At 59.9% G+C, this 23162-nt stretch carries 19 protein-coding genes and 1 pseudogene; 9 read left to right on the top strand and 11 right to left on the bottom strand.

All coding sequences use genetic code 11. The features are described from left to right. Positions 1-56: 56 nt before the first annotated feature. The gene (locus FBY02_RS22505) at positions 57-2858 is read left to right on the top strand and encodes a winged helix-turn-helix domain-containing protein (RefSeq protein ID WP_144930327.1); all 2802 of its coding nucleotides are present in this window, start codon (positions 57-59) and stop codon (positions 2856-2858) included. Here FBY02_RS22505 and FBY02_RS22500 read toward each other — a convergent pair. Both FBY02_RS22500 and FBY02_RS22495 read right to left on the bottom strand, forming a co-directional pair. Continuing rightward, positions 2805-4268: a winged helix-turn-helix domain-containing protein gene (locus tag FBY02_RS22500; RefSeq protein WP_144930326.1), complete on the bottom strand. Its 1464-nt coding sequence runs from the start codon at positions 4266-4268 to the stop codon at positions 2805-2807. The two genes, FBY02_RS22505 and FBY02_RS22500, sit on opposite strands and share 54 nt — an antisense overlap. Positions 4269-4449: 181 nt before the next feature. Continuing rightward, entirely contained in the window at positions 4450-5400 is a 951-nt protein-coding gene (locus FBY02_RS22495; RefSeq protein ID WP_144930325.1) for a GlxA family transcriptional regulator, read from the bottom strand. 275 nt (positions 5401-5675) lie between these two features. On the opposite strand from FBY02_RS22495, the gene FBY02_RS22490 reads away from it, so the two are divergent. The 3 genes from FBY02_RS22490 to FBY02_RS22480 all read left to right on the top strand — a co-directional run bounded on the left by FBY02_RS22490 (position 5676) and on the right by FBY02_RS22480 (position 7539). After that, positions 5676-6398 carry a pirin family protein gene (locus FBY02_RS22490; protein ID WP_144930324.1) on the top strand — a complete coding sequence of 241 codons (723 nt, stop codon included), beginning with the start codon at positions 5676-5678 and terminating at the stop codon, positions 6396-6398. 326 nt (positions 6399-6724) lie between these two features. Next, a complete protein-coding gene (locus FBY02_RS22485; RefSeq protein WP_144930323.1) occupies positions 6725-7126 on the top strand; it encodes a hypothetical protein in 402 nt (133 codons plus the stop codon). 206 nt (positions 7127-7332) lie between these two features. Beyond that, the gene (locus tag FBY02_RS22480; RefSeq protein ID WP_144930322.1) at positions 7333-7539 is read left to right on the top strand and encodes a hypothetical protein; all 207 of its coding nucleotides are present in this window, start codon (positions 7333-7335) and stop codon (positions 7537-7539) included. 76 nt (positions 7540-7615) lie between these two features. Here FBY02_RS22480 and FBY02_RS22475 read toward each other — a convergent pair whose 3' ends face one another. Continuing rightward, a complete protein-coding gene (locus FBY02_RS22475; RefSeq protein ID WP_144930321.1) occupies positions 7616-8656 on the bottom strand; it encodes a GlxA family transcriptional regulator in 1041 nt (346 codons plus the stop codon). Between the two features lie 260 nt (positions 8657-8916). Here FBY02_RS22475 and FBY02_RS28865 point away from each other — a divergent pair. Both FBY02_RS28865 and FBY02_RS28860 read left to right on the top strand, forming a co-directional pair. Further along, positions 8917-9999, top strand: a pseudogene (locus FBY02_RS28865) (cache domain-containing protein); the annotation flags it as partial. 6 nt (positions 10000-10005) lie between these two features. Further along, positions 10006-10860, top strand: a complete 855-nt coding sequence (locus FBY02_RS28860) for a methyl-accepting chemotaxis protein (protein WP_371921434.1) — start codon at positions 10006-10008, stop codon at positions 10858-10860. A gap of 156 nt (positions 10861-11016) precedes the next feature. Here the strand turns inward: FBY02_RS28860 and FBY02_RS22465 are convergent, their stop codons facing one another. From FBY02_RS22465 to FBY02_RS22450, 4 genes are all read right to left on the bottom strand, one after another. Beyond that, positions 11017-12669, bottom strand: coding sequence for an AMP-binding protein (locus FBY02_RS22465; protein ID WP_144930319.1), 1653 nt, complete (start codon positions 12667-12669; stop codon positions 11017-11019). Then, positions 12666-13406: a nitroreductase gene (locus FBY02_RS22460; protein ID WP_144930318.1), complete on the bottom strand. Its 741-nt coding sequence runs from the start codon at positions 13404-13406 to the stop codon at positions 12666-12668. Before FBY02_RS22460 ends, FBY02_RS22465 begins: the two co-directional genes overlap by 4 nt. A gap of 55 nt (positions 13407-13461) precedes the next feature. Next, positions 13462-14805 (bottom strand): MFS transporter, encoded by a 1344-nt coding sequence (locus tag FBY02_RS22455; protein ID WP_144930317.1) that lies wholly within the window; start codon positions 14803-14805, stop codon positions 13462-13464. Between the two features lie 216 nt (positions 14806-15021). Continuing rightward, on the bottom strand, positions 15022-16038 hold the full coding sequence (locus tag FBY02_RS22450; protein WP_144930316.1) for an AraC family transcriptional regulator: 1017 nt from the start codon (positions 16036-16038) through the stop codon (positions 15022-15024). Between the two features lie 231 nt (positions 16039-16269). Here FBY02_RS22450 and FBY02_RS22445 point away from each other — a divergent pair, with 231 nt between their 5' ends. Next, complete coding sequence (locus tag FBY02_RS22445) at positions 16270-16746, top strand: MaoC/PaaZ C-terminal domain-containing protein (protein WP_178112010.1); 477 nt, start codon at positions 16270-16272, stop codon at positions 16744-16746. A gap of 61 nt (positions 16747-16807) precedes the next feature. Here the strand turns inward: FBY02_RS22445 and FBY02_RS22440 are convergent, their stop codons facing one another. Next, positions 16808-17710 carry a glycine betaine ABC transporter substrate-binding protein gene (locus FBY02_RS22440; protein WP_144930315.1) on the bottom strand — a complete coding sequence of 301 codons (903 nt, stop codon included), beginning with the start codon at positions 17708-17710 and terminating at the stop codon, positions 16808-16810. A gap of 287 nt (positions 17711-17997) precedes the next feature. Between FBY02_RS22440 and FBY02_RS22435 the strand changes: the two genes are divergently transcribed. After that, the gene (locus FBY02_RS22435; protein ID WP_144930314.1) at positions 17998-20034 is read left to right on the top strand and encodes an NADH:flavin oxidoreductase; all 2037 of its coding nucleotides are present in this window, start codon (positions 17998-18000) and stop codon (positions 20032-20034) included. A 31-nt stretch (positions 20035-20065) separates the two neighbouring features. Here the strand turns inward: FBY02_RS22435 and FBY02_RS22430 are convergent, their stop codons facing one another. Further along, on the bottom strand, positions 20066-20851 hold the full coding sequence (locus tag FBY02_RS22430; protein WP_144930313.1) for a pyrroline-5-carboxylate reductase: 786 nt from the start codon (positions 20849-20851) through the stop codon (positions 20066-20068). Next, entirely contained in the window at positions 20848-21549 is a 702-nt protein-coding gene (locus tag FBY02_RS22425) for a TetR/AcrR family transcriptional regulator (RefSeq protein ID WP_144930312.1), read from the bottom strand. Before FBY02_RS22425 ends, FBY02_RS22430 begins: the two co-directional genes overlap by 4 nt. A 167-nt stretch (positions 21550-21716) precedes the next feature. Between FBY02_RS22425 and FBY02_RS22420 the strand changes: the two genes are divergently transcribed. Then, the gene (locus FBY02_RS22420) at positions 21717-22376 is read left to right on the top strand and encodes a bifunctional 2-polyprenyl-6-hydroxyphenol methylase/3-demethylubiquinol 3-O-methyltransferase UbiG (RefSeq protein ID WP_144930311.1); all 660 of its coding nucleotides are present in this window, start codon (positions 21717-21719) and stop codon (positions 22374-22376) included. Between the two features lie 19 nt (positions 22377-22395). Here the strand turns inward: FBY02_RS22420 and FBY02_RS22415 are convergent, their stop codons facing one another. Further along, complete coding sequence (locus FBY02_RS22415) at positions 22396-22734, bottom strand: hypothetical protein (RefSeq protein ID WP_144930310.1); 339 nt, start codon at positions 22732-22734, stop codon at positions 22396-22398. Positions 22735-23162 lie beyond the last annotated feature (428 nt).

Genomic DNA, 23162 nt, shown 5'->3' with positions numbered 1-23162 from the left:
ACCTGAGGAACATACTCGGATATACCTTTTGCACCAGACCAGACATCGAGAACACAATGAGCCCCCCCTCTGCCTTGCCCGTCGAACAGACGCTGCATTTCGGCCCGTACCATGTCCATCCGCGCCAGCGCCTGGTGCTGGAGGGCGGGCAGCCGTTGCGCCTGGGGCGACGGGCGGTGGCGATCCTGCTGGTGCTGCTCGAGCACGCTGGAGAGGTGGTAAGCAAGCAACAGCTGATCGCCCGTGTCTGGCCCAGGAGTGTCGTGGAAGACACCAACCTGCGGGTGCACGTCGCGGCATTGCGCAAGGCGTTGGGGGATGGCCAGGCCGGACAACGCTACATCGTTACCGTGGCGCAGCGCGGCTACAGTTTTGTCGCGCCGGTGTCGACCGAGCCGCTCGTCCCCATGGCGGATATCGCGCCTGCGTCACTGGCTCACAACCTGCCACCGCGTCGTAACCGGATGATCGGGCGCCAGGCGGTGGTGGAAAACCTGGTGGCCCACCTGCCGCGCAAACGCTTCATCACCCTGGTCGGGACCGGTGGCATCGGCAAGACCACGGTCGCCCTGCGGGTCGCCGAGCGGCTGATCGATCACTACCGCGACGGCACTTATCTGCTGGACCTGTCATTGCTCAACGATCCGGCCTCGATCGCCCCGGAGCTGTGCGCGCTGTTGGATCTGCCGCCGGACAGCGATACGCTGGCGACCATCGCCCGACAGCTCAAGGACCGGCATCTGTTGCTGGTAATCGATAATTGCGAACATCTGATCGACGCCACCGCCCAGCTCTGCGAAACCCTGCTGCGCGGTGCCCCGCACTTGCACATCCTGGCGACCAGCCGTGAAGGCCTGCGAGCCGAGGGCGAACACGTGCAGCACCTGGACGCCCTGGCCTTCCCGCCCCGAGGGACCTCCATCGAAGGTTACCCGGCCCTCGAATACCCGGCCCTGCAACTGTTTGCCGAGCGGGCCATGGCCAGCCATGACGACTTCGAACTGACCGACCGCGAGGTGCCCCTGGTGGCGGACATCTGCCAGCGACTGGACGGGATTCCCCTGGCCATCGAACTGGCCGCCGCGCAAGTGGGCCGCTTCGGGCTGGAGGCGCTTCATCGGCAGCTGCAAGACAGCGTCGCCCTGCTCCATAACGACAGCGACGTTGCGCCGCGCCAACAAACCCTGCACGCCACCCTGGATTGGAGCTTCGCACTGCTCACGGTGTGCGAGCAGATCTGCCTGCGGCGGCTGTCGATGTTCATGGGCAGCTTCAACCTGGCGTCGGCCGCCGCGGTAATCATCGGCCCGCACGTCGCGCCCGATCAGGTGCTGGTGTCGATCAGCCAATTGGTCGCCAAATCCCTGCTCAACGTCGAGGTCGGCGATGAAGAGGTGCGCTATCGCCTGCTGGACACCACTCGCAGCTATGCCTTGGAGAAGCTGGCCGAAGCCGGCGAACTGGCCGCCAGCCAGGAACGCCATGCCGAACGCTGCCTGGCCCTGATGGAGCAAGCCGAAAAGGATTGGGAAAGCACCGCCACGCCGGTGTGGATTGCGCGCTACGCGGCCTATCGCGATGACATCCGGGCGGCCCTCGACCGGGGGTTGGGCCCGCAGGGCGCCCATCAGGTGGCGATCCGCTTGACCGCAAGCACCCTGCCCCTCTGGCAGGAGCTGTCATTGCTCAAGGAGCATGGGCTTTACGTCAACAAGGCACTGCAACTGCTGCGAGCCACCCCGTCGCCATGCCCCAGGCTGAGCCTCGCCCTGGAGTTGGCCCACGCCAGTTTCAACTACCACACCGAGGGCGGTACACCGGCCACGGTTCGCGCCTTCGTCACCGCCCGGCAGTTGGCGCAACAATGCCAGAACCGCGCCGGCGAGCTCAGGGCGGTGTCGGGGCACATGGCGGTCAACCTCAGTTGCGGCCATTACCAACAGGCACTGGAACGGAGCCAGGACTTCGACCGCCTGGGTACCCAGGGCGACCCGCTCCTGTCCTTGAGCGCCCAACGCTTGCGGGTGCTGGCGCTGCATTTTGCCGGCGACCAGGGTGCCGCCCGACAAGATGCCGAGCAGGTCATCCAGCGCCTGGCCCAGAGCGGCCATCTCAGCCGTTTCACCCATGGGTTCGGCGTGCAATACGACCAGAGCGTCGCGTCGCTGACCATACTGGCGCGCATTCTCTGGCTGCAAGGCTTTGCCGAAAAAGCCCGGCGAGCCGCTAATCTTGCCCTGCAAATTGCCTTGCAGATCAATCACGGCACCTCAATCTGCTACACCCTCGCGCTGGCCGGTTGCGTGATTGCACGCTACAACGGCGATCATTCAGTCGCGACGGAAAGGCTCGCTACGTTGCGCTACCAGGCCAAGAAACATTCGGTGATGCTGTTTCATGACTGGGCCCACCACTATGACGGTGCATTCAATGACGCGTCCCTCGAGGCGAATCCGGTCAATGGGCTGATCCAGGACATTGTCGTGACCCTGCGGACCGATCGGGTCAGCCCCGGGCAACTCGCTCGCGCCCGCAACGGGGCCGCGGGCTGGTGCACGGCCGAGATCCTGCGGGCCGAGGCGCAGGTCTTGCTGGCACGCAACGACCCCGCCCTTGACCACAGCGCCGAGGAACAACTGGTAACCGCCCTGGGCGTGGCCCGCAGTCAGGGTGCCCTGGCCTGGGAGCTGCGCAGCGCCATGACCCTGGCGCGGCTATGGCAACGCCAGGGCCGGGAACGGTGCGCACGAGAACTGCTCGAGCCGGTCTATCGCCGCTTCACCGAAGGCTTCGATACCCCGGATTTAGTGGAGGCCGACGCGCTGCTCCACACGTTGCCTCGACGGTGCGAGGCTTGAGCGGACAGGCTTCCATGCGTTCTGCAACACATAACGCCGATGATACAAATGCCATTGACCACTGCGCCGCAGTTTTTCCATGGCATAGGCACGCGTGGTGTGAAGCCAGTGGAAACGCACTCCACGGGCGCATTGTTCGACCCTCAATAGCGACTGGTTGGCCAGCCGTGACAGTAGCCTGGGCAACTGCTCGACACCCAGTTCCGGACAACTGATCACGGCAATGGCCGCCTTGGCAGTAAAAGGCCGCTCGAACACCGAGAGGCGCTGCAATACCTTCTGCTCCGGCGCACTCAAACGCTCGAAACTCCAGTCCAGCAAGGCTTCCAGGCTCCGGTGACGGGGCACGGCCGTGCGCCGGCCAAAGCTCAGGAGCGATAGCCCGAAGTCCAGTTGCTCCAGTACCCCGGCCACACCCAAGGCACAGACTTGGGCTGCCGCCAGTTCAAGGGCCAGCGGCAAACCGTCCAGGCGCTGGCAGATTTGCGCCATCGCCACCAGGTCGCGGTCGCTGGGTTTGAAACCCTGCTGCCGGGCGCCGATCCGCTCCTTCAGTAATTGCACCGCCGGACACGCCAACAATTGCTGCTCGGGCTCAAGAGGCGATGCCACCGTCAGGCCTGGCAGCTGCACGATATGTTCGTCGGTGAGGCTCAGTGGCTCACGACTGCTCAGCAACAGCGACACGCCCGCTGCCGACGCCCGAAGCGCCAGGGCCAGTTCACGACAGGCCTCGAGTTGGTGCTCGCAGCCGTCGAGCACCAGCAGCATCCGGCGATGTTCGAGTCGCTCATTCAGCGAGTCGGGTTCCAGGCCCAGCGTGCAAGCAATCCGTGCCCGTACCTGGCAAGGCTCGGTGACGGCCGCCAGGTCGACGAACCACGCACCGTCGTCAAAGTGTTCCAGCAACAGCTCCGCGGCCCGCAGCACCACGGTGGACTTGCCGACACCACCCGGACCGGTCACGGTGGTCAGGCGCTGGCGCGGCACCTGGGCCAACAACCGGCCCAGCACTTTATCGCGGCCGATCACCGGGCTCAGCCGCGCAGGCAGGTTGTGCGTTTCGCGGATGGACGAAGCCAGTGGCGCGGCAAAGCAATAGCCCCTCCGCGGATCGTTGAGGATGTACCGGCATCCGTCCCGCCCGTCACCGAACGCCCGACGCAGTGCCGCAATGTGCACCCGCAGGTTGATGTCTTCCACCACACTGTCCGGCCAGACCTCGGCTATCAGCGCTTGCTTGCTGATATAGCTGCCGGCGTGATCCACCAGTATCTGGAGAACGTCCAGCGCCCGCCCGCCCAAGGTGAGGGGTTCGCCGTTTCGGGTGACCAGCCGCTGCTGCCGGTAGAAGGCAAACGGACCAAAGCCCACCGCCATTTCGGTATCGGGTTTGACGAAACTGTTCATGCTGATTCAGCGCCGAAGAACCGGTATGGGCATGGCGTCGCGGTCAGCGGACGCGTCTGCCCTGGCTCTCTTGCATCCTTTCCAGAGGGTTCGCCGTTATCTTGGCAGCCCACGACCGGAGAACAATGCTGGCACAGGGTCCATGACGGACATCACGGTGCCCTGGACGGACACCGGAGGCTCAACTGAACTGCTGGCGATACTGCACGGGGGTCAGGCCGAGTTTTTCACTGAACAGTGAGCGCATGTGCCGGACGCTGCCAAACCCACTGCGAAACGCCACGGTCTTCAGAGGCAAATCGGTGCTTTCGAGTAACTGGCGGGCCCGGTCGATCCGCGCACCTTGCAGGAACTCCATTGGCGTCATTGTCACTTCGCGGGCGAACATCCGGGCGAAATGCCGCGGGCTCATGGAGGCCAGCGTTGCCATGCGCTCGACGGTGAACGGCTCTTCCAGGTGCTCCATCACATAATGCTGCACCCGGGTGATGGCCGACTCCTGGGCCGCCACCGCCGCCACCAGGGGACTGAACTGGGCTTGCCCGCCTTGGCGCTTCATGACCACCAGCAATACCTTCGCCACATCCAGCGCCACTTTGCGGCCATGGTCCTGGGCGACGATGGCCAATGCCAGGTCGATACCGGCGGTGACGCCCCCGGAAGTGAACAGGCGCCGGTCCTGCAGGAAGATCTTGTCGGTTTCCACCCGTGCCTTGGGGAAACGCCGGATCAGGCGTTCGGTGTAATGCCAATGCGTGGTGACGCGGTAGCCGTCGAGCAGCCCCGCCTCACCCAGTACAAAGGCCCCTGTGCAGATGGAGCCGTAGCGCGTGGCCCGTTGCGTCGCGGCGCGCAGCCAGATATGCAACCCCGGATGCCGATCGTTGTAGGCCCCTGGCCCGCCCGGCACCAGCAATACATCATAAGCGGCCCAGGCCTGGTCGATATGCATGTCGGCTTCCACCGCCACACCGTTGGACGCGCGCAACGCGCCGCGCTCTGTGCCCAGGGTCAGCAATTGGTAGCGTTGGTCCGGCTCAAGATAGCGGTTGGCGATGGAGAACACCTCCATCGGCCCGGCCATGTCGAGTAGCAAAAAATCCGGGAACAGCACCATTGCAATGGTTTTCATCAATTAACACGCCAAAAAATCCAGAGGAACGCAGCAAAATTCTAGCTCGCCTGATGAGCCCTGTAGGAGCGAGCAGGCCCACAGGTCCGATGTGACATCAGACGCGGCTTCGACATGTTAGCGCACCGCGCCGGCCGATGGTTCTACTATTGTCCACCTATAGGTGACAGTCTTTCGTTTTTCACCTACTTATTAATCAGCAGCATAACCATTAACCTTTCTTCTGTCCCCGGCGAACGGCCAAAGCCGTCGCCCACTGAACCAGGAGAACTACCATGCTGACCCTTCGCAAAGCTGCGGACCGCGGAATCGCCCGTCACGGCTGGCTGACCTCGTTCCACACCTTTTCTTTCGCCAACTACCGTGACCTCAATCAACAAGGCTTTTCCGACCTGTTGGTCATCAATGACGACCGAGTCGCCGCCGCCAAGGGTTTCGGCCAACACCCCCACCGGGACATGGAGATTTTCTCCTACGTACTCGAAGGTGCGCTGGAGCATAAGGACACCCTGGGCACGGGCTCGGTCATTCGCCCAGGCGACGTGCAACTGATGAGCGCCGGCAGTGGCGTGGCCCACAGCGAGTTCAACCACAGCGCGGACGAGCCAGTGCACTTCCTGCAGATCTGGATCGTGCCGAATGTCAGCGGTGCCAAGCCACGCTACCAGCAGGAGCATTTCAGCACCGGGCAGAAACGCGGTCGCCTGCAATTGATCATCTCCCCGGACGGCGCCGATGGTTCCCTCGAAGTGCGCCAGGACGCACGGGTCTATGCCGGACTGTTCGATGGCAGCGAAAGCGCCACCCTGACATTGACGCCTGAACGCTATGCCTACGTGCATGTCGCCCGGGGCAATGTCGAGCTCAATGGCGTGTCATTACAGGAAGGTGACGGCGTGCGAGTACGGGAAGAACAGGTACTGACGCTGAGCAATGGCCAGGATGCCGAGGTGCTGGTATTCGACCTGCGACCCAGGGAGTTGCCACAAATGCCATGATTTTTCCGCGGGGCAACCCGCGGAGCTTCACAAACCCGGGGTCTGGTTGCCTGCATCAAGCCTTCTGGCTCGCTTTCAATGATGATCAGGCCTCACGTTTTCATGTCTGGTGCCGATAAAGCCCTGGATAGCCAACGTTGAGAGGCACCGCTAACGTAGGATCGTTTCCGACAACCAGAAAGTAGGTGAAATTGCCTACAAACCAAGGCTGTCTGAACAGCGGTGAACTGTGCGCTCGCTGCGCAATGTTGACTCAATGTTACAAGCCAAGCAAAATGATTTCACTTGGCCACTAATCTCTGGCATTGCTTATTCATGGAAGAAGCATGAAAACGGTTATCTCACTCGTTACTTTTTGCGTAGCGTGTCATGCGACAGCGGACATGCAGAAAATCCAGTACAGCTACGATGATTCAGACGCCGAATACTCCCTTGTTTCGTTTGTCGAGAGTGGTACCGCCATTCAGGCCATCGTGCAAAGGGAAGGCGCGTATTTCACCAGTTATACAAAAGTGGAGCTCGATTGCGCCAATCGCAATGCTCGCCACACGGGGATGTACAACAGCCTGGAGGGGTTGGAAAACGTCCAGTTCGACCAGATGCAAGAGCGAATAGTTGAAGGCTCCATCGCCGGTGAAGTGGGCAAGATGCTGTGCAAAGGCACGACCCTGAGCGCATCGCAAGCCGATAATCCGCCTGCCGAAGAACAAACGGACGATAGAACCTGAGCCCAACGCGCATTACACCTTCGCCTCCGTGCGAAGGCCACTGCTGAGTGAAGTTCTCGGACATGGAATGTCTGCATAGTGGATGACGAAGCCTTGCGGCGATTCGCCTTCCACTGCTGAGCCCCTTTATTTCTGCGTAGACAGAAAGAGGTCCCTGACCGACAACCTGAAGTACCCGCCCCTTCACCAGCGGGTAGGAAACACTTATGCACGCAAGAAAGATATTCGAGTTCCTGATGTCGCTGTTGGCTTTCGTCCTTGTCACGCTGCTTTGGTTTGTCTATGCGGTTCCCGGCATGATCGATTACGACTCCGACCTCTCATTGATCCTCGCCGCCGCCGGTTCGATTATATGGCTGTGCGCTACGGGCTGCATTGCCTTGTACATAGCCCAGAAAATGCGCAGGACCTGAGCACAACACCTGGCTTGCCCCACCGATGAGCGCGAGCCAGGTTTCGCCCTCCGCAAAAGGCGTCCAGCCGCGACGCTCACACCGACGTTTGCTTTCGCCCAAACGACGAACGATAGCTGCCAGGCGGAACGCCGAAGAAATCCCGGAATCGCCGCTGGAAATGCGGAGAGCTGACGAAGCCCGTCGCCACCGCGACTTCTGTCATCGATCGATTGGTCTGCTGGATGAGCTGGCGTGCCCGGGTCAGGCGTAACTCCAGGTAGTAACGCGTCGGGGTCGCCCCGAGAAAACTGCAGAAGCGCCGCTCCAGCTGGCGCTTGGAAATTTTGACGCAGGCCGCCAGCTCATCGATGGTCAACGGCTCTTCGATGTTCTGCCACATCAACTCCAGCGCCAGCTTGAGGCTTTCCGGCAGCCGCGGGTCCGTCTCGACGAAGACCGGCGGCAGATCCGACGCATCGCCCGATTCGTCACACCGCAGGATTTCCTCGATGGCCCCCACCAGGGCCTCCCCTCCCGTCTGACGGATCAGCTGGAGCATCATGCGCAGCGAACTGTTGGCACCGGCACAACTGACCCGTCCGCGATCGACGACATAGGCCCGGCTCGACACCTTCACATGGGGGAAGACCTCCATCATCATCGCACGGCTTTCCGGGTGGACGGCGCATTCGAAACCGTCCAGCAGGCTGGCATCGGCGACGAAGAATACGCCATTCCACAGCCCGCCCATGATCGCCCCGTATGCCGCATTGGCGCGTAGCTTGCGCCGCAGCAGGGGCACCCCTTGCAGCTTCACGCGAAAGCCGCCGGCGACGATGAGAATGTCCTGGTTTTCCGGCAATTGCGCCAGCTCGATGTCGGTGGAAATGACAATACCCAGGTCACTCGTCACCTGGTTACCCGACACCCCTACCGTCAGGATCTCGTAGAGGGGCATATCACACATCAGGTTGGCCGTCACCAGAGCGTCCACCGCACCGGTGAAGGACATCATCGAGAAATTGTCCATCAACACGAATGCGACACGGGTCGGCGCCTGATCAACCCCCGGCGAGCCGAGTGGCCGATAAGCCATGTTCTTGTTTTTAAGTACGCTCTCGAATGCGCTTGGCATAGGGCCTCTTCCTGAAGACGATCAGACTGGCGTCACTCTCGCATCTCGGACAAAGGGCCATGGTATGGGGAACGTCGCTATCGTATGGATTAGCGACGCGGATGCCTATCGACGCCCCCTAAATACCTGCCGCTCTAAAGTCTGTACGCCTTTAGTCGATAGACTGAACGTAGACATGGGCGCTTTCCCTTCCAGCACTCGCAACGCGCACTGCCATTGTTTCCGCCGACCCAACACTTATAAAACCCGCGGGAGAAGTCATGAATATCAAACAGAAGCTGACATGGGCGTTCGCGACCATCGCCTGCCTTCCGGTCATCCTGGTGGCAGTGCTCGTCGTACTGAACCTGCGGGACGCGGCGAAAACCAACTTCCTCGACAGCAGCGGCCGGGAAATCCGTCAGATCGACAATGGCATGAAGACTTTCTTCGATGGCATCAGCCAGAACGTCGAATTCTTCGCCAAGGACCCGCGGATCGTGGCGGCCAAGGACCTGAAAAACTATTCCTCCGCCGACGCTGCGCAAACGCCACTCCCAGAAACCAATAAACAGATCCTGGATATCTTCGACCGCTTCGCCAAGAGCCATCCGACCACGGCCTATCTTTCCGTGGGCCTTGCCGATGGCGGCTATGCCAGCTGGCCGGACGACCCCAAGATCTCCAACTACGATCCGCGCGTGCGCCCTTGGTACAAGGCCGCCATCGCCTCGCCTGGCGTGACTGTGCGCACAGACGCCTATTACTGGGCGCCGGATGATATATCGCTGATCGGCATCGTTCACACGGTATCCGACGCTGCCGGCAAACTGGTAGGCGTCGTCGGCCTCGACGTGTCGCTCAAGCAACTGACCGAACTGGTCAAGAACATCAAGCTGGGCGAAAGCGGCTACCTGATGCTGATCGAGGGGAACGGCAACGTCCTGGTCGACGCCAGCGATGCCAAGCACAACTTCAAGCCCCTCGCCGACCTCGGCCCCAACTATGCCGCGCTGGCCAAGAGCAGCGATGGCGTGACCCAGGTCGAGATCGATGGCGTGTCCTACATGGTCAACATCGTGACCTCCAAGAGCCTTGGCTGGCGCTTCATCGGGCTGATCAAGAGCGACGAAGTCATGGCCGAAGCCTCCAGCCTGACCTGGTTGATCGCCATTATCGCTGCGGTACTGGCGGTGATCTTCGCCGTGGTCGGCGCAAGTTTTGCCAGCGTCATCGTGCGACCGATTCGCGGCGTTGCAAACGGCTTGCAGGAAATCGCCGAAGGCGAAGGCGACCTCACCCGTCAACTCTCGGTACAAGGCAAGGACGAAACGGCCACCCTGGCAAGCTGGTTCAACCAGTTCCTGGGCATGATCGCTCAGCTGGTACAGCGAATCGGCAGTGCCTCCTCCGACTTGCAAAGTGCGGCGGCCGACACCAGCGAAGTCGCCACCAACATGAACGAAGCCGCCGGTCGCCAGCGCCAGGCAGTGGAACTGGTCAGTACCGCCTTCAATGAAATGGTCGCGACCGCCAACGAAGTGGCCCGCTCCTGCAGCCAGGCCGCCGCCAGCGCAGACACCGGCTACCGTGACGTGCACGACGGCCAGCATCACATCGGCGAAGCCACCGGCAGCGTGCTGAAACTGAGCGAAGACCTGCAGCAGTCGACCCAGACCATGCAGGCGCTCGAGCAAGACAGCAAGAACATCAATACCATCCTCGACACCATCCGTTCGATTGCCGAGCAGACCAACCTGTTGGCCCTCAACGCCGCCATCGAAGCCGCGCGCGCCGGCGACCAAGGCCGCGGATTCGCCGTCGTGGCCGATGAAGTGCGGGCCCTGGCGCGACGCACCGCCGACTCCACCGGCGAGATCGACAGCCTGCTCGGTAACCTGGCCCGCCGCACCCAGGAAGTGACCCATCAGATGCAGAGCAGCCTGCAAGTGTCACAAACCAGCGTGGAACGTATCCAGCAGGCCCGCGACAGCTTCGACAAGATCCGCAACTCGGTGGACTCGATCCGCGACCAGAACACTCAGATCGCCACCGCCGCCGAGGAACAGCACCAGGTGGCCGAAGACATCAACCGGCACATCGCGCAGATCCATGCCGATGCGCAACTGGTCGAGGAATTTGCTCATTCGGCGCAGACCGGTTCGGGCCGCCTGACGGACATTTCCGGTCAACTGAGGGGCCTGGTCGGACGGTTCAAGTTCTAAGCAAGGTTGCCTGAAAGAGCCAGGGACGGCTCAAAGGTTGAACATGTCGCGACGTCCCTGGCTCGTTCAGGACACCTTCAGCCAAACGGGCACCTACCTCTGAACAGTCCCCGGCAGCGCGAACCCTGAATCGGTTCTCGCTCTACAGCCGAGGACTTACCCTCCCGACGCCAGTCGAACAATCGCTTCCCGGCTTCCTGCCTGCTCGCGAAGAATGAATTTCTGGATTTTCCCCGTCGCCGTTTTCGGCAGTTCCATGAACATGACCCTGCGTGGACACTTGAACCGTGCCAGACGCTCCTGGCAGAAGGCAATCAATTGCGCTTCGTCGGGGGGCGTTGCGCCGACCTTCAGTTCGATGAAGGCACAAGGCACCTCGCCCCATTTATCGTCGGGCTGGGCAACCACTGCGGCGTGCAACACAGCCGGGTGGCCATGAATCACGTCCTCGATTTCGATGGAGGAGATATTTTCCCCGCCCGAGATGATGACGTCCTTACAGCGATCGGTGATCTGCACATAACCGTTTTCATGCACGACTGCGACGTCGCCCGTATGGAACCAACCGCCGGCAAAGGCCTTTTCATTGGCACGTGGATTTTTCAGATAGCCCATCATCACCGTATTGCCGCGAAGCAATAGCTCGCCGGTGGTTCGACCATCGTGCGGTACAGGTTCAAAGCTCTCGGCATCCGCAACCATCAACCCTTCGAATGCTGCCGCTCGCGCGCCCTGGCGCACCCGAAGCGAACTCTGCTCAGACGATGGGCGATCAGACCAGCCGTCCTGCCATACGCAACTGACAGGCGTGCCACAGACCTCGGTAATGCCGTAGACGTGGTCGACATCAAAACCCAGAGAGGCGACCGCGTTCAGTACCGCCGCAGGTGGCGGGGAACCTGCAGTCAATACACGAACGGGAGACGCCAATGGTGGTCGCTCCGTCGAGTTGGCAATCATTGCCATGACAATGGGCGCGGCACAGAAATGATCGACCCCATGGCGGTCGATCGCCTCGAACACGGCGTCTGCCGAGACCTTGCGAAGGCACACGTGCGTACCCGCCGCCGCTGTGATTGCCCAGGTAAAACACCATCCGTTGGCATGGAACATGGGGAGCGTCCACAAATAGCGCGGCGCGTTGGATACCGGCCAGTTGGTGAGTTGCAGCAGGCTCATCAGGTACGTTCCCCGATGACTGGCGACAACCCCTTTAGGGTCGCCGGTGGTGCCAGAGGTGTAATTGAGTGCGATGGGTTGCCATTCATCAACCGGCCACACGCCAGCAAACCCAGGATCGCCTTCATGCAGCAGCGACTCATAATCGATCTCACCGATCGCTGGGCCCACAGGCGCCAAATGATCGTCGATATCGACGACTGTCGGGCGCTCTGCGAGCAGTTCGATAGCCGCCGCGGCCAGCGCGGCAAATTCGCGATCGACAAAGAGCACCTTGCACTCCGCATGGCGGAGAATGAACGCCACGCCCTCCGCATCCAGCCGATAGTTGACGCAGTTCAGAACCGCGCCGGATAAAGGCACGCCGTAATGTGCTTCGAACATCGCGGGCGTGTTAGGAGACAGGATGGAAACGGTGTCGCCCCTCCCGATTCCCCTGGCAACGAGCGCAGATGCAAGACGAAAGGCACGGTCACGGGTTTCAGACCAGGTTCTTCGTAGATCGCCATGAACGACCGCAACCCGACTCGGGTGCACCAGTGCCGCGCGGTCCAGGAACCCGAGAGGCGTGAGCGGCAGATGGTTCGCAGAACTCCGGTCGAGACCGTACTCATAGGCTTCACGACTCATACCATTGACTCCTTATTATTGTGATGGAACGTTGCGAACGCGCTTACCGGCTCTCGATCAGTCACCAGGCTGTTTTCTATGCTGGCCTCGTCCGCGTAGCCGAGACTCATCCCGCACACCAGCATCTGGTCGGATGGGATGGCGAGTAACTCGGCAATCACTTGGTGGTACTTCAAGAAGGCGGCTTGGGGACAGGTGTGCAGCCCTCTGCCACGGGCCGCGACCATCACGCTCTGCAGGAACATGCCATAGTCGAGCAAACTCCCTTTGCAAAGCACTCGATCGATGGTGAACAACAGGCCAACCGGCGCATCGAAAAAGCGATAATTGCGGCCGTGCTGCTGATGCATGCGTTGCTTGTCACCCTTTTCGATACCCAGCAGGCCGTACAACGCCCAGCCCACCTGTCTTTTCCTGTCGATGTAAGGAGCGACCCATTGGCGCGGGTAATACTCGTAGGCATCTGCAAGACGAAGGTTCAACGCAGGGTCGTCATCGAGCTGGGCGATGACCTGGGATAGCCGTTCCTTGACCTCCCCCGTCACCACGTGGACCCGCCACGGCTGCATGTTCACACCAGTGGGGCAGAAACGAGCAATGTCGAGAATCGATTCGACCTCTTCAAGCGGCACCGGGGTCGGCAAATAGGCCCTCATGCTGCGACGCGTGGTAATCGCCCAATCCACCGTTCGACTCAACAATTCAGGCGAGAGTGGAGGCTGTGATAAGCGGTTCATGCTCTTGTCCCATGGGTGACGGATTCAGGAAAACGCTGGCGCTTCAATCGTAAAGTCAGCCAGGCAACGCAGCGGTATTTCGCGCGCGGGCCGAGTCGGCGCGGGTCTGATTGATCAGGGAAACGGCGGCGGCGCCAATGAGACCGGCCAGGCTGATCGCCATGAAGTTTTGTTCGAGGGGCAGCTTGATCGACACCAACCAACCGATGAGCACCGGCGCGACGATAGCGCCGACCCGGCCAACCCCGGAGGCGAAACCAACGCCGGTGGAACGAATGGTGGAGGGGTAGAAATCGCCCGCGTAGGCATACGCTAGAAGCTGTGTTCCAAGCGTCGATGCACCGACGATGAACACAACGGCAAATAACAAGGTGGTGGACCGGGTGTAACCCAATAGCGTCAAGGCGATAGCGCCGATCAGATAGAACGCGACCAGGACATGCTTGATGTTCAGCTTGTCGCTGAGCCAGCCGCCCCCGAGCGCACCCACTATCGCCCCCAGGTTGAAGACGATGACAAAGTTCAGCGCTGATCCAAGGCTGAACCCGGCCATGGCCATCAACTTGGTGAGCCAGGCGTTGAGTGCATAGACCATGAACAGGCCGGTCATGAAAGCCCCCCAGATCATCACGGTGCTGAACCCGCGGCCGTCTCGAAAGAGATTTCGAACCGGCGCCTCCTGCTTGTCCAAGACATCTGCATGACCGGTCATTACCGCGTCATCGCTGATCACCAGCCCCGGATCGATTTTCCGGACAATTGCACGCAGCTCGCCCTGGCGCCCCTGCTTGAGCAGATTTGCGATGGACTCGGGCATGCTTTTCAAAATGAATGGGATCAAGAACACCGGCAGACCCGCGACATAAAAAACCGACTGCCAGCCATGGTTTTCGATGAGTTGCTTGGCGGTCAGGGCCACCAGAATTCCCCCGATCGAATAACCTGCGAATACTAGCGTCACCAGGCGGGTACGCAGCTTGATGGGAGAGAACTCACCCATTTGCGCCGTACAGATCGGCAGGACACCGCCAATGCCAAGACCGGCGATAAACCGCGCGATGCTGAAACTGATCGGATCGCTCGTGAGGCCCGCTGCTGCGGTGAAAAGGCTGAACAGCGCCACGCAAATGGCAACCATCCTCGGCCGACCGATCCGGTCTGCCAGCGTCCCGAGAAAGATTGCGCCGAGCATCGTTCCGAACAGAGCGGAACCGGCCATGACGCCGGCACTGGTCGGATCAATGTTCATGTCAGCCATGATCGCGGGCAGTGCGGCACCTACGACAGCAAGGTCATACCCATCGATAATCAGAATGAGCACACACCAGAACAGAATAAATCCATGGAAGCGATTGAACGTTGAGTTGCCCGTGAGCGCATACACATTGACCGATTGCATAGGGTATCTCCTTCGATCTTGTTCTTATTGGAGAAGAGCACAGGGGGTGGCCGATCTGATGGGCTACCTGTGACGCATCCTAAGATTCAAAATGAAGTTGGCCCATGCCCGAAGACATCGTTGTGCATGACCGATCCGGGCACTCGATGGTGTTGACCCCGTTCAATTTATCTATCGGTGATATGACGCAGCGCGCCGCTCCAGCCGCACTCCCCACTAGGGAGCGCCAGGATGACTGCGATAGGCCCCAGGGCTGACGCCCGTCCACTTCTTGAAGGCGCGGTGAAACGCACTGGTTTCCTGAAATCCGGTGAGGGCCGCCACGTCGCTGACACTCAGCGCAGCCTGGCCCAAAAGATTGATGGCCATGTCCCGTCGAAGATCGTCTTTCAGGTGTTGATAACTGGTGCCCTCAGCCTGGAGACGGCGCTGGAGTGTCGAACTGGAGATTCGAAGGTCTTTGGCGATGGCCTCCAACTCCGGCCAATCGTCGGGGCTTTGTTCCCGCAGACGATGCCGAATCAACGCACTCAGGCTTTCATCGTTGCGATACTTCACTAACAGATTAGCCGGTGCTTCTCGAAGGAAGGCGGACAGATGACTGTTGTTCTGGGCAATTTTCAGGTTCAGAAAGCTACGGTCAAAGCAAACCCAGGTGCTCGCCGAATCATATTCAATGTCGGCGCAAAACCGCATCCGGTAGTCACTGTCGTCCTCTGGACGAGAGGGCCGAAAGCGCGCTTCTTGCAGTGGAATTCGTCTATTGGCTAGCCAACAAAGCAGGCCATGCACCAGGATCAACCAGGTGCCGTAGGCGAATAGGCGGCGCTCGATCCCATGGTCATGAATGATGATCCGCGCTTCGTCCCCCTCGATCTCCAGCGTCCCGTAAATGTCATCCAGGATGCTGCGAAGAAAGGCCAACATGCGCTGTAAAGCCTGTTCCAGGGAGCGGCATCCGATGACCGCATGACACATCAACTGGAAACTACCCCTGCGCATCGGATGACTATCGATCCCGAAAAACTCGTCATCCAACTGGTCTGACAAGGCGATCCACAGACGTGAAAAAGCGGACGCCTCGACTCGCGCTTGCGGGGCCTGCAGAAGTTCAGGATCAATACGGGCGAACTGCAGAATCGGTTGTACATCCAGGCCACGTCGAATCGCCCCGGACAACGCTTCATGTACCAAACCGATTGAAGTGGTTCCCTTGTATTGAACCTGTGTCATCTCTTCTCCATTAAAGCCATGTGCGGACGAGACTGCCTTCAGCGGTCCGCGCTACATGGCTTGGCCGGCTCGATCATCGCTACGTTCCGTTGCCCGCGCCCTGCTGTCAACGTCCAAAACGTTCACTTGGGCTGAGGTATTTGAACATTGCCGCGGTCAAGTACGCGCTCCAGGATCAGAGCCGTGTGCGGAAGAATCGTGGTATGGAAAATCAATGACGGGATTGGCCCCATGATGCAAGCAATGCTCTTCTGGGAAGACTTCAAACCAGGCAATACGTGGACGGCATCGCGGTCTGAAGCGATGAGTGAGGAAGAGATCATCGCCTTTGCCTCGGAATATGACCCCCTGGACATTCATGTCGATCCAGAACAGGCTCGCAAAAGCCCTCTCGGCGTTCACTGTGCCAGCGGGATACAAACCTTCGCGATCGTGCAACGCCTCATGTGCGAGGTCTTGTATCTGCGGACCCGCATTGTCGCGGGTGGACAGTTCGATAAACTCCGGATGCTGTCCCCAGTACTACCGGGGGATGTGATCAGCATTGGCGCCAAGGTGCTGACCTCAACGTCCCACCCCCGGAGAAATGACCGAGGCTGGGTCGTCCTGGCGGTTGAAGTTTTTACCGACAACCTTAGAAAAGTTCTCACCTACGAGGTATCGGTGCTGATCATGCGCCGTTCTGAGCCCGGCTCCGAAGTGGATTGAACGCTGCTCACTCATCCAGCAGCGATCCCGACCTCCTGCGAACACTGGAAGACCGCAGCAGTCATGGCTGAGCAGTTGTCGCGGACGCCGTTCGATTGCCAAACATCGCCTCGAAACGCGGCTTGTTGGCAGCATAGTATTCAGCCACCACCTCGTCGGCAGAACTGTCACGGGCAGTCGCCATCAGCTTCTCAAGATCGGTCTGTGGGATCTTGAAGTTGGCGAAGAACCGGGCCACATCGGGATGTTCGGCGCTGAAACCTTTGCGGGCAACCGCGTGGATCTGCTCGGCACCACCGAAAATCTGCTTCGGATCATCCAGGTAGCGCAGCGACCACTTGGAGAACATCCAGTGCGGGCTCCAGGCGTTGATCAACGACCATTTATCACGCTTGAGATTACGATCCAGCTCACTCAGCATGCCTGACTCGGAAGAAGCGACCATCTTGTAGCCATCGAGCTTGTACTCCCGGATGGCTTTCTCCGTGAGTTTGTACTGACCATTACCGACTTCGGAGGTGAGGATCTTGCCGCCGAGTTTTTCCCGCACTTCGGGCTTGTTGAGGTCTTCGACACTGGCGATCTCACTGGTGGGAATGGACGTCGGCACTGCCATGCCGATTCGCCCTTCGTACAAGGAGCCGAGGTCTTCAAGCTTGTTCTTGTACTTGTCATAAAAAGACTTGTGAGTGCTCGGCAGCCAGACCATCGGAATCAGGTCGATACTGCCGTTCGCCAGCGCCTGGAACTGAATACCGATATCGGCCAGGACCAATTTGACCGGCTGTTTCAGCTGGTCCCGCAGTGCCGTGTCTGCCAGTTTTACAGCGATTTCCGTATCCGACCAATTCACCCATCCAATCCGGATGGGCGTGGGTTCCTCGGCGTGAGCCGTCAGGCAACCGGACGCCATCGCCAAGCCTGCGAGCCAACCGATACACGTTTTTCTGGGTAACGTCATCATGATGCATCTCCGCGTCTGTATTAATAGTTATTAGCAGGGCAGCAGAAAGACTCATATTCCCTCATGAAGCGCAGGGTCCTGCACCTCGAGGAAACGCTTGGATCTGGTTATGCAAATGAATCAGGCATTCAGGTCGTTCCACCTGGTTGCGAACCGATACTAATCCTGGCTTTTTTGTCACGCAAGAAAAAATGTACACCTGTGTCAAACCACATTGACACACATGAACATTGAACATACGGTTATGTCAAAACCCAACCTGATGTTCTGTTCCCGGAGCGCAACCCATGTCCAGCGATCCCTTGCTGCAGCCCTACAAGATCAAACACCTGACGCTCAGAAACCGGATCATGACCACCTCCCATGAGCCAGCCTACCCTGTCGACGGCATGCCGAAGGACCTGTATCGGGCGTACCACGTTGAACGGGCAAAGGCCGGTGTGGCGCTGACCATGACCGCCGGCTCCGCCGCGGTTTCCCGCGATAGCCCGCCGGTGTTCAACAATGTGCTGGCGTACAAGGATGAAGTGGTCAAATGGATGAAGGAGCTGACCGACGAATGCCACGAATACGGCGCGGCGGTCATGATCCAGCTGACCCACCTGGGGCGGCGCACGCGCTGGGACAAGGCTGACTGGCTACCGGTGGTTTCGCCTTCACACCGTCGGGAAGCGTCGCACCGCTCTTTTCCGAAAAAACTGGAAGACTGGGACATCGATCGCATCATCAAGGACTATGTGGACGCCGCCGAACGGATGAAGGCCGCCGGGCTGGATGGCTTGGAACTGCAAGCCTACGGGCACCTCATGGACCAGTTCTGGTCGCCACTGACCAACGACCTTGACGGCCCCTACGGCGGTTCGCTGGAGAACCGGTTGCGCTTTACCTTCGACGTCCTGCGCGGCATCCGCCAGCGCTGCGGCGAGGATTTCCTGCTGGGGGTTCGCTACACCGGCGATGAAGATCTGCCCGGCGGTTTCGGTGCCAAGGACGGCATCCAGATCTCGCACATGCTCAAGGACAGTGGCCTGGTCGACTTCCTCAACGTCGTTCGCGGCCACATCGACACCGATGCCGGCCTCACCGATGTGATTCCGATCCAGGGCATGCGCAATTCCCCGCACCTGGATTTTGCCGGCGAGATCCGTTCGGCCACCGGCTTCCCTACTTTCCATGCCGCGAAGATTCCCGACGTTGCCACGGCGCGCCATGCCATCGCCTCCGGCAAGGTGGACATGATCGGCATGACCCGGGCGCACATGACCGACCCGCACATCGTGCGCAAGATCATCGAGAAGCGCGAAGAAGACATCCGTCCCTGCGTCGGCGCCAACTACTGCCTGGACCGCATCTATCAGGGCGGTGCCGCGTACTGCATTCACAACGCCGCCACCGGGCGCGAAACCACCATGCCCCACGAAATCCCCAAAGCATCGGTCAAGCGCAAAGTGGTGGTAATCGGCACCGGCCCGGCGGGCCTGGAAGCGGCGCGGGTCGCCGGCGAACGCGGCCACGACGTTACGGTGTTTGAAGTCGCCGATCAACCCGGCGGCCAGATCCGTCTGACGGCGCAGAGCGAGCGGCGGCGCGAGATGATCAGCATCATCGACTGGCGCATGGCGCAATGCGAACGGCTGGGCGTGAAGTTCCGTTTCAACACCTGGGCCGAGGCCGAGACAGTGCTGGCGGAAAACCCGGACGTGGTAATCGTCGCCACCGGTGGCTTGCCGCACACCGAAGTGCTCGAGCGCGGCAATGAACTGGTGGTGTCGACCTGGGACATCATTTCCGGCGACGTCAAACCCGGCCAGAACGTGCTGATTTTTGACGACGCGGGCGACCACGCGGCGCTACAAGCGGCCGAGGTCATCGCCCACAGCGGGGCGAAACTGGAGATCGTCACACCAGACCGCTCGTTCGCGCCGGAGGTGATGGCGATGAACCTGGTGCCCTACATGCGCAGCCTGCAAGACCTGAACGTCACCTTCACCGTTACCTATCGAGTCGACTCGGTGGAGAAACGCGACGGGCAATTGGTGGCGAACCTCGGCAGCGATTATGGCCAGGTCCATAAACAGCGAGTGGTCGATCAGGTAGTCATCAACCACGGCACCCTGCCCCTCGACGATCTGTACTTCGAGCTGCGTCCTCATTCGCGCAACAACGGTGCGGTTGAACAACATGATCTGATCGCCGGGAAAACCCAGAACATCGTGACCAACCCCGAGGGCTGTTTCCAGTTGTTCCGGATTGGCGACGCCGTGTCGGCGCGTAATACCCATGCTGCCATCTACGATGCGCTGCGGTTGCTCAAGGACATTTGAGGTCATTCAATGGCGCGGGGCTGTGTTTCCATCAGGCATGCAGCCCTTTGCGAGCGACCGTCGCGCCGGCTTGCAATGCCCGGCCGACGTGTTCTTCGAAGCGACTGTCGATCATTGATTGCAACGCTGCAGCCGTGACGCCTCGATAAGCAACCAAGGCCTCGATCATCGCCAAGGCATCATGGTTTTGCAGAAGCTGGCTGCTGTTGACCACGACGTTCTTGGCAGCCATATGCGCGATATCCGAAGGCAGGCCGGTCGCTACCGCCTGGTTGGTCAAAGCCGTCATCAACAAGGCCGCAAAGGCAGGGCCGGTGCCCGACAGCGCGGACAGGTAGTCGATGAAGCCTTCTTCCTGAACTTCAGCCGCAGTGCCCACGGATTCGAACAGCCGTTGCACCAGAGCCCTGGTCGCCGCGCCCACCTCCCCCCAACAAAACCATGGCGTAAAGGATTGCCGGATTTCCACCGCCGCGTTGGGCATCGCCCGCACGACCACCGAAGCCGAGGTCTGTGCGGCAATCGCCTGCGCCGTGATCCCAGCCATCAAAGAAACGATGGTCTTGCCCGTCGCGTCGATGTCCAGGCCGGCGAAATGTTCGGGGCGTACCGCGATGACCACTACGTCGCTATGTGCAACCAGCGCCTGGTTGTCCGTGACCAGACAGACGCCTTGTTGTGCCAACGGATGACTGCCTGAACGATTTGAAATGATCAAATTGCCGGGTGGCACCAGGGACTTCTCCATGATCGCTTTCGCAATCGCCCCGCCCAACCAACCCGTTCCGCCAATGATACCGAGCGTTTCGCTGATCATTTTGCGACGACCTCTTCGAAAGTTTCCGTCAAGGGAACGAAAACCCCAGGTTCTTTTTCCGCGTAACCGAACTTTCCGTAAAAACGATCCAGCTCGCGCTGTTTGGGAACCTTGCCGGTGAAAATGCTCACGTAATGAGGAATACGCTCAAAACGCGTGGTGATCAGCTCACTGGTGTTCATGCTGATATAGCCGATCTGGGTCAGGTAAATCGTTCGGGCCCGGGTATCGGCACCCTGGCTGTCATAGCCAAACCGCTTGAACATGCTCGTCAGGGCGCTGATACGCTGTTCGTCCACGGTGGCGACCTCCTGAGCCACCTCAGCCGACTGCAGCGCCCAACTGCGCACGGCAAACTCGAATTGCGAATCGAACAGTTGCGGGTTGAGCCAACACTCGAAGACATTCAGGATCGCTTCGGAAATGCTCTGCGCATAGCTTTCGCTCTGCCGGATCAAGCCTCCCGTATTGGTCTCGCGCCAACGGGAAAGCAAGGCGGCCAACAGCTGTTCACGGTCCTCGAAAAACCAATAGAAACTGGTTCGCGACAAACCCAGGCGCTTGGCGAGCGGCATAACCCGGACCGCATCGATCCCCGACTCCTTCAAGGCATCGTAGGCAGCCTCCAGCCAGCCCTCCGGCGACCCGCGCCAACCGGTGTCCTGGGCCTTGCCACGGGCCTTCCCCAACTGGGACATCTCGCTCACCTTATTCAAAAAAGTGAGCTGAATGTACCCTGCCGCCCGAAGAATGTACACCGGAGTACATTTTGCCGACTCGTAGGTCTAAGTGAAGCCGAATCCAAAATAAAAGCGATTGGAGAATGTATTCTATTCTTGCACTCAGGCCTGCGCCGGACACCGACATGCCCCACGAATCAGAGCTCCTTCAAAGCTGGCATCACAACGCCCAGGCCTGGATCGACGCCGTGCGCACCGGCGCCATCGCAAGCCGGCGCGAAGTCACCGATCAGGCCATCCTGCTGGCAATACTCAGCCGCCAACCCGGGCGCGTGCTCGACCTGGGCTGCGGTGAAGGCTGGTTATTGCGTGCCCTGGCTGGACGGGGTATCCAGGCCGTTGGGGTGGACGGCGATGCCACGCTGGTAGAGTCCGCACGGGCGGCCGGCTCTTCCCCCGTGCATCTGGCAAGCTATGAAGCGCTGGTTCAGGCGAAGGTAGATATCGGCAGCGACTACGACCTGGTCTGCGCCAACTTCGCGCTGTTGCATCAGGACATCATCCCCCTGCTCACCACCATCAAGGCTCTGCTCGTCGCTGGCGGCGCCCTGGTGATCCAGACCTTGCATCCGTGGGTCGCCGCCGCGGGCGACTATCAGGATGGCTGGCGGCAGGAACACTTCGACGATTTCAAGGGACAATGGCAGCCCATGCCGTGGTACTTGCGCACCCTGCCTAGCTGGTTCAATGCCCTGGACATGGCCGGCTTTCGGCTGACGGGCCTGCAGGAACCGCAACACCCTCAGCGTGCGGTGCCGCAATCATTGTTGTTGGTGGCTGAATGAGGGTCGCCGATGCACCGGATTACTTCGGCGCATAATCCTTGCACATCCCCTGCGCGGCGCCAGCCAGCGGCGAATTGACAAGGTTATTCGCCATGCTCATCACTTGAAACTTATAAGCCGGATCGGACTTTATCTTCCTGACTTGCGCCCTGGTCGCCTCGTCGATCCTGGGATCAGCGGCCATAGCATTCTCCACGTCACCGTTCAGGCCTGGATTGGTTTTGTTACACACCTGCTCCATGGCAACCAATGCGACCATTCCCTGATGCTTTTCATCTTGCTGATTCGCGAAGACCCCGCCAGCAAAACCCATCCCTGCCAGGCACAGTGAAAGTGTGGCCATCCTTAACAACGACATTCAAACGCTCCTTGATCGTAGAACCCAGGCCATCTGTCGGCCAAAACGTGCGCACTTTATCACGCCGTTTCGCGAACTTCGTTACAGGTCTTTCGAATCAGAATCGACCCGTTTGGCAGGCCCTGCCGTAGCACAATTCAGGCGATCGCGGATGAACATACGTTCATCCCAATCATGATCAACGCGTCTACCCTGCGGCTTACAACTTACGGCCGCTCTACACCCAGTTCACGCTTTCTTTGGCTGGGTTCGCAGGCGCAAGGGAAGATCAGCCGCCGATATCTCGCAAGAGATGGACTCTCGCTGAATGTTCTCCAGAAAAGCCCGGCAAAGTCCGTAATGCTGTTCACTTAAGCATTTGAGTCCAAGCCGGGCTTTCTAGAAAATCCGATACCAGTCCTCTGGTATCGGATTTTTTATGCCCATTC

This window comes from Pseudomonas sp. SJZ078 (assembly GCF_007828255.1).
Lineage (GTDB): Bacteria > Pseudomonadota > Gammaproteobacteria > Pseudomonadales > Pseudomonadaceae > Aquipseudomonas.
Note: the sequence above shows the minus strand (reverse complement) of the source record. Positions and strands in the feature narration are given on the sequence as shown.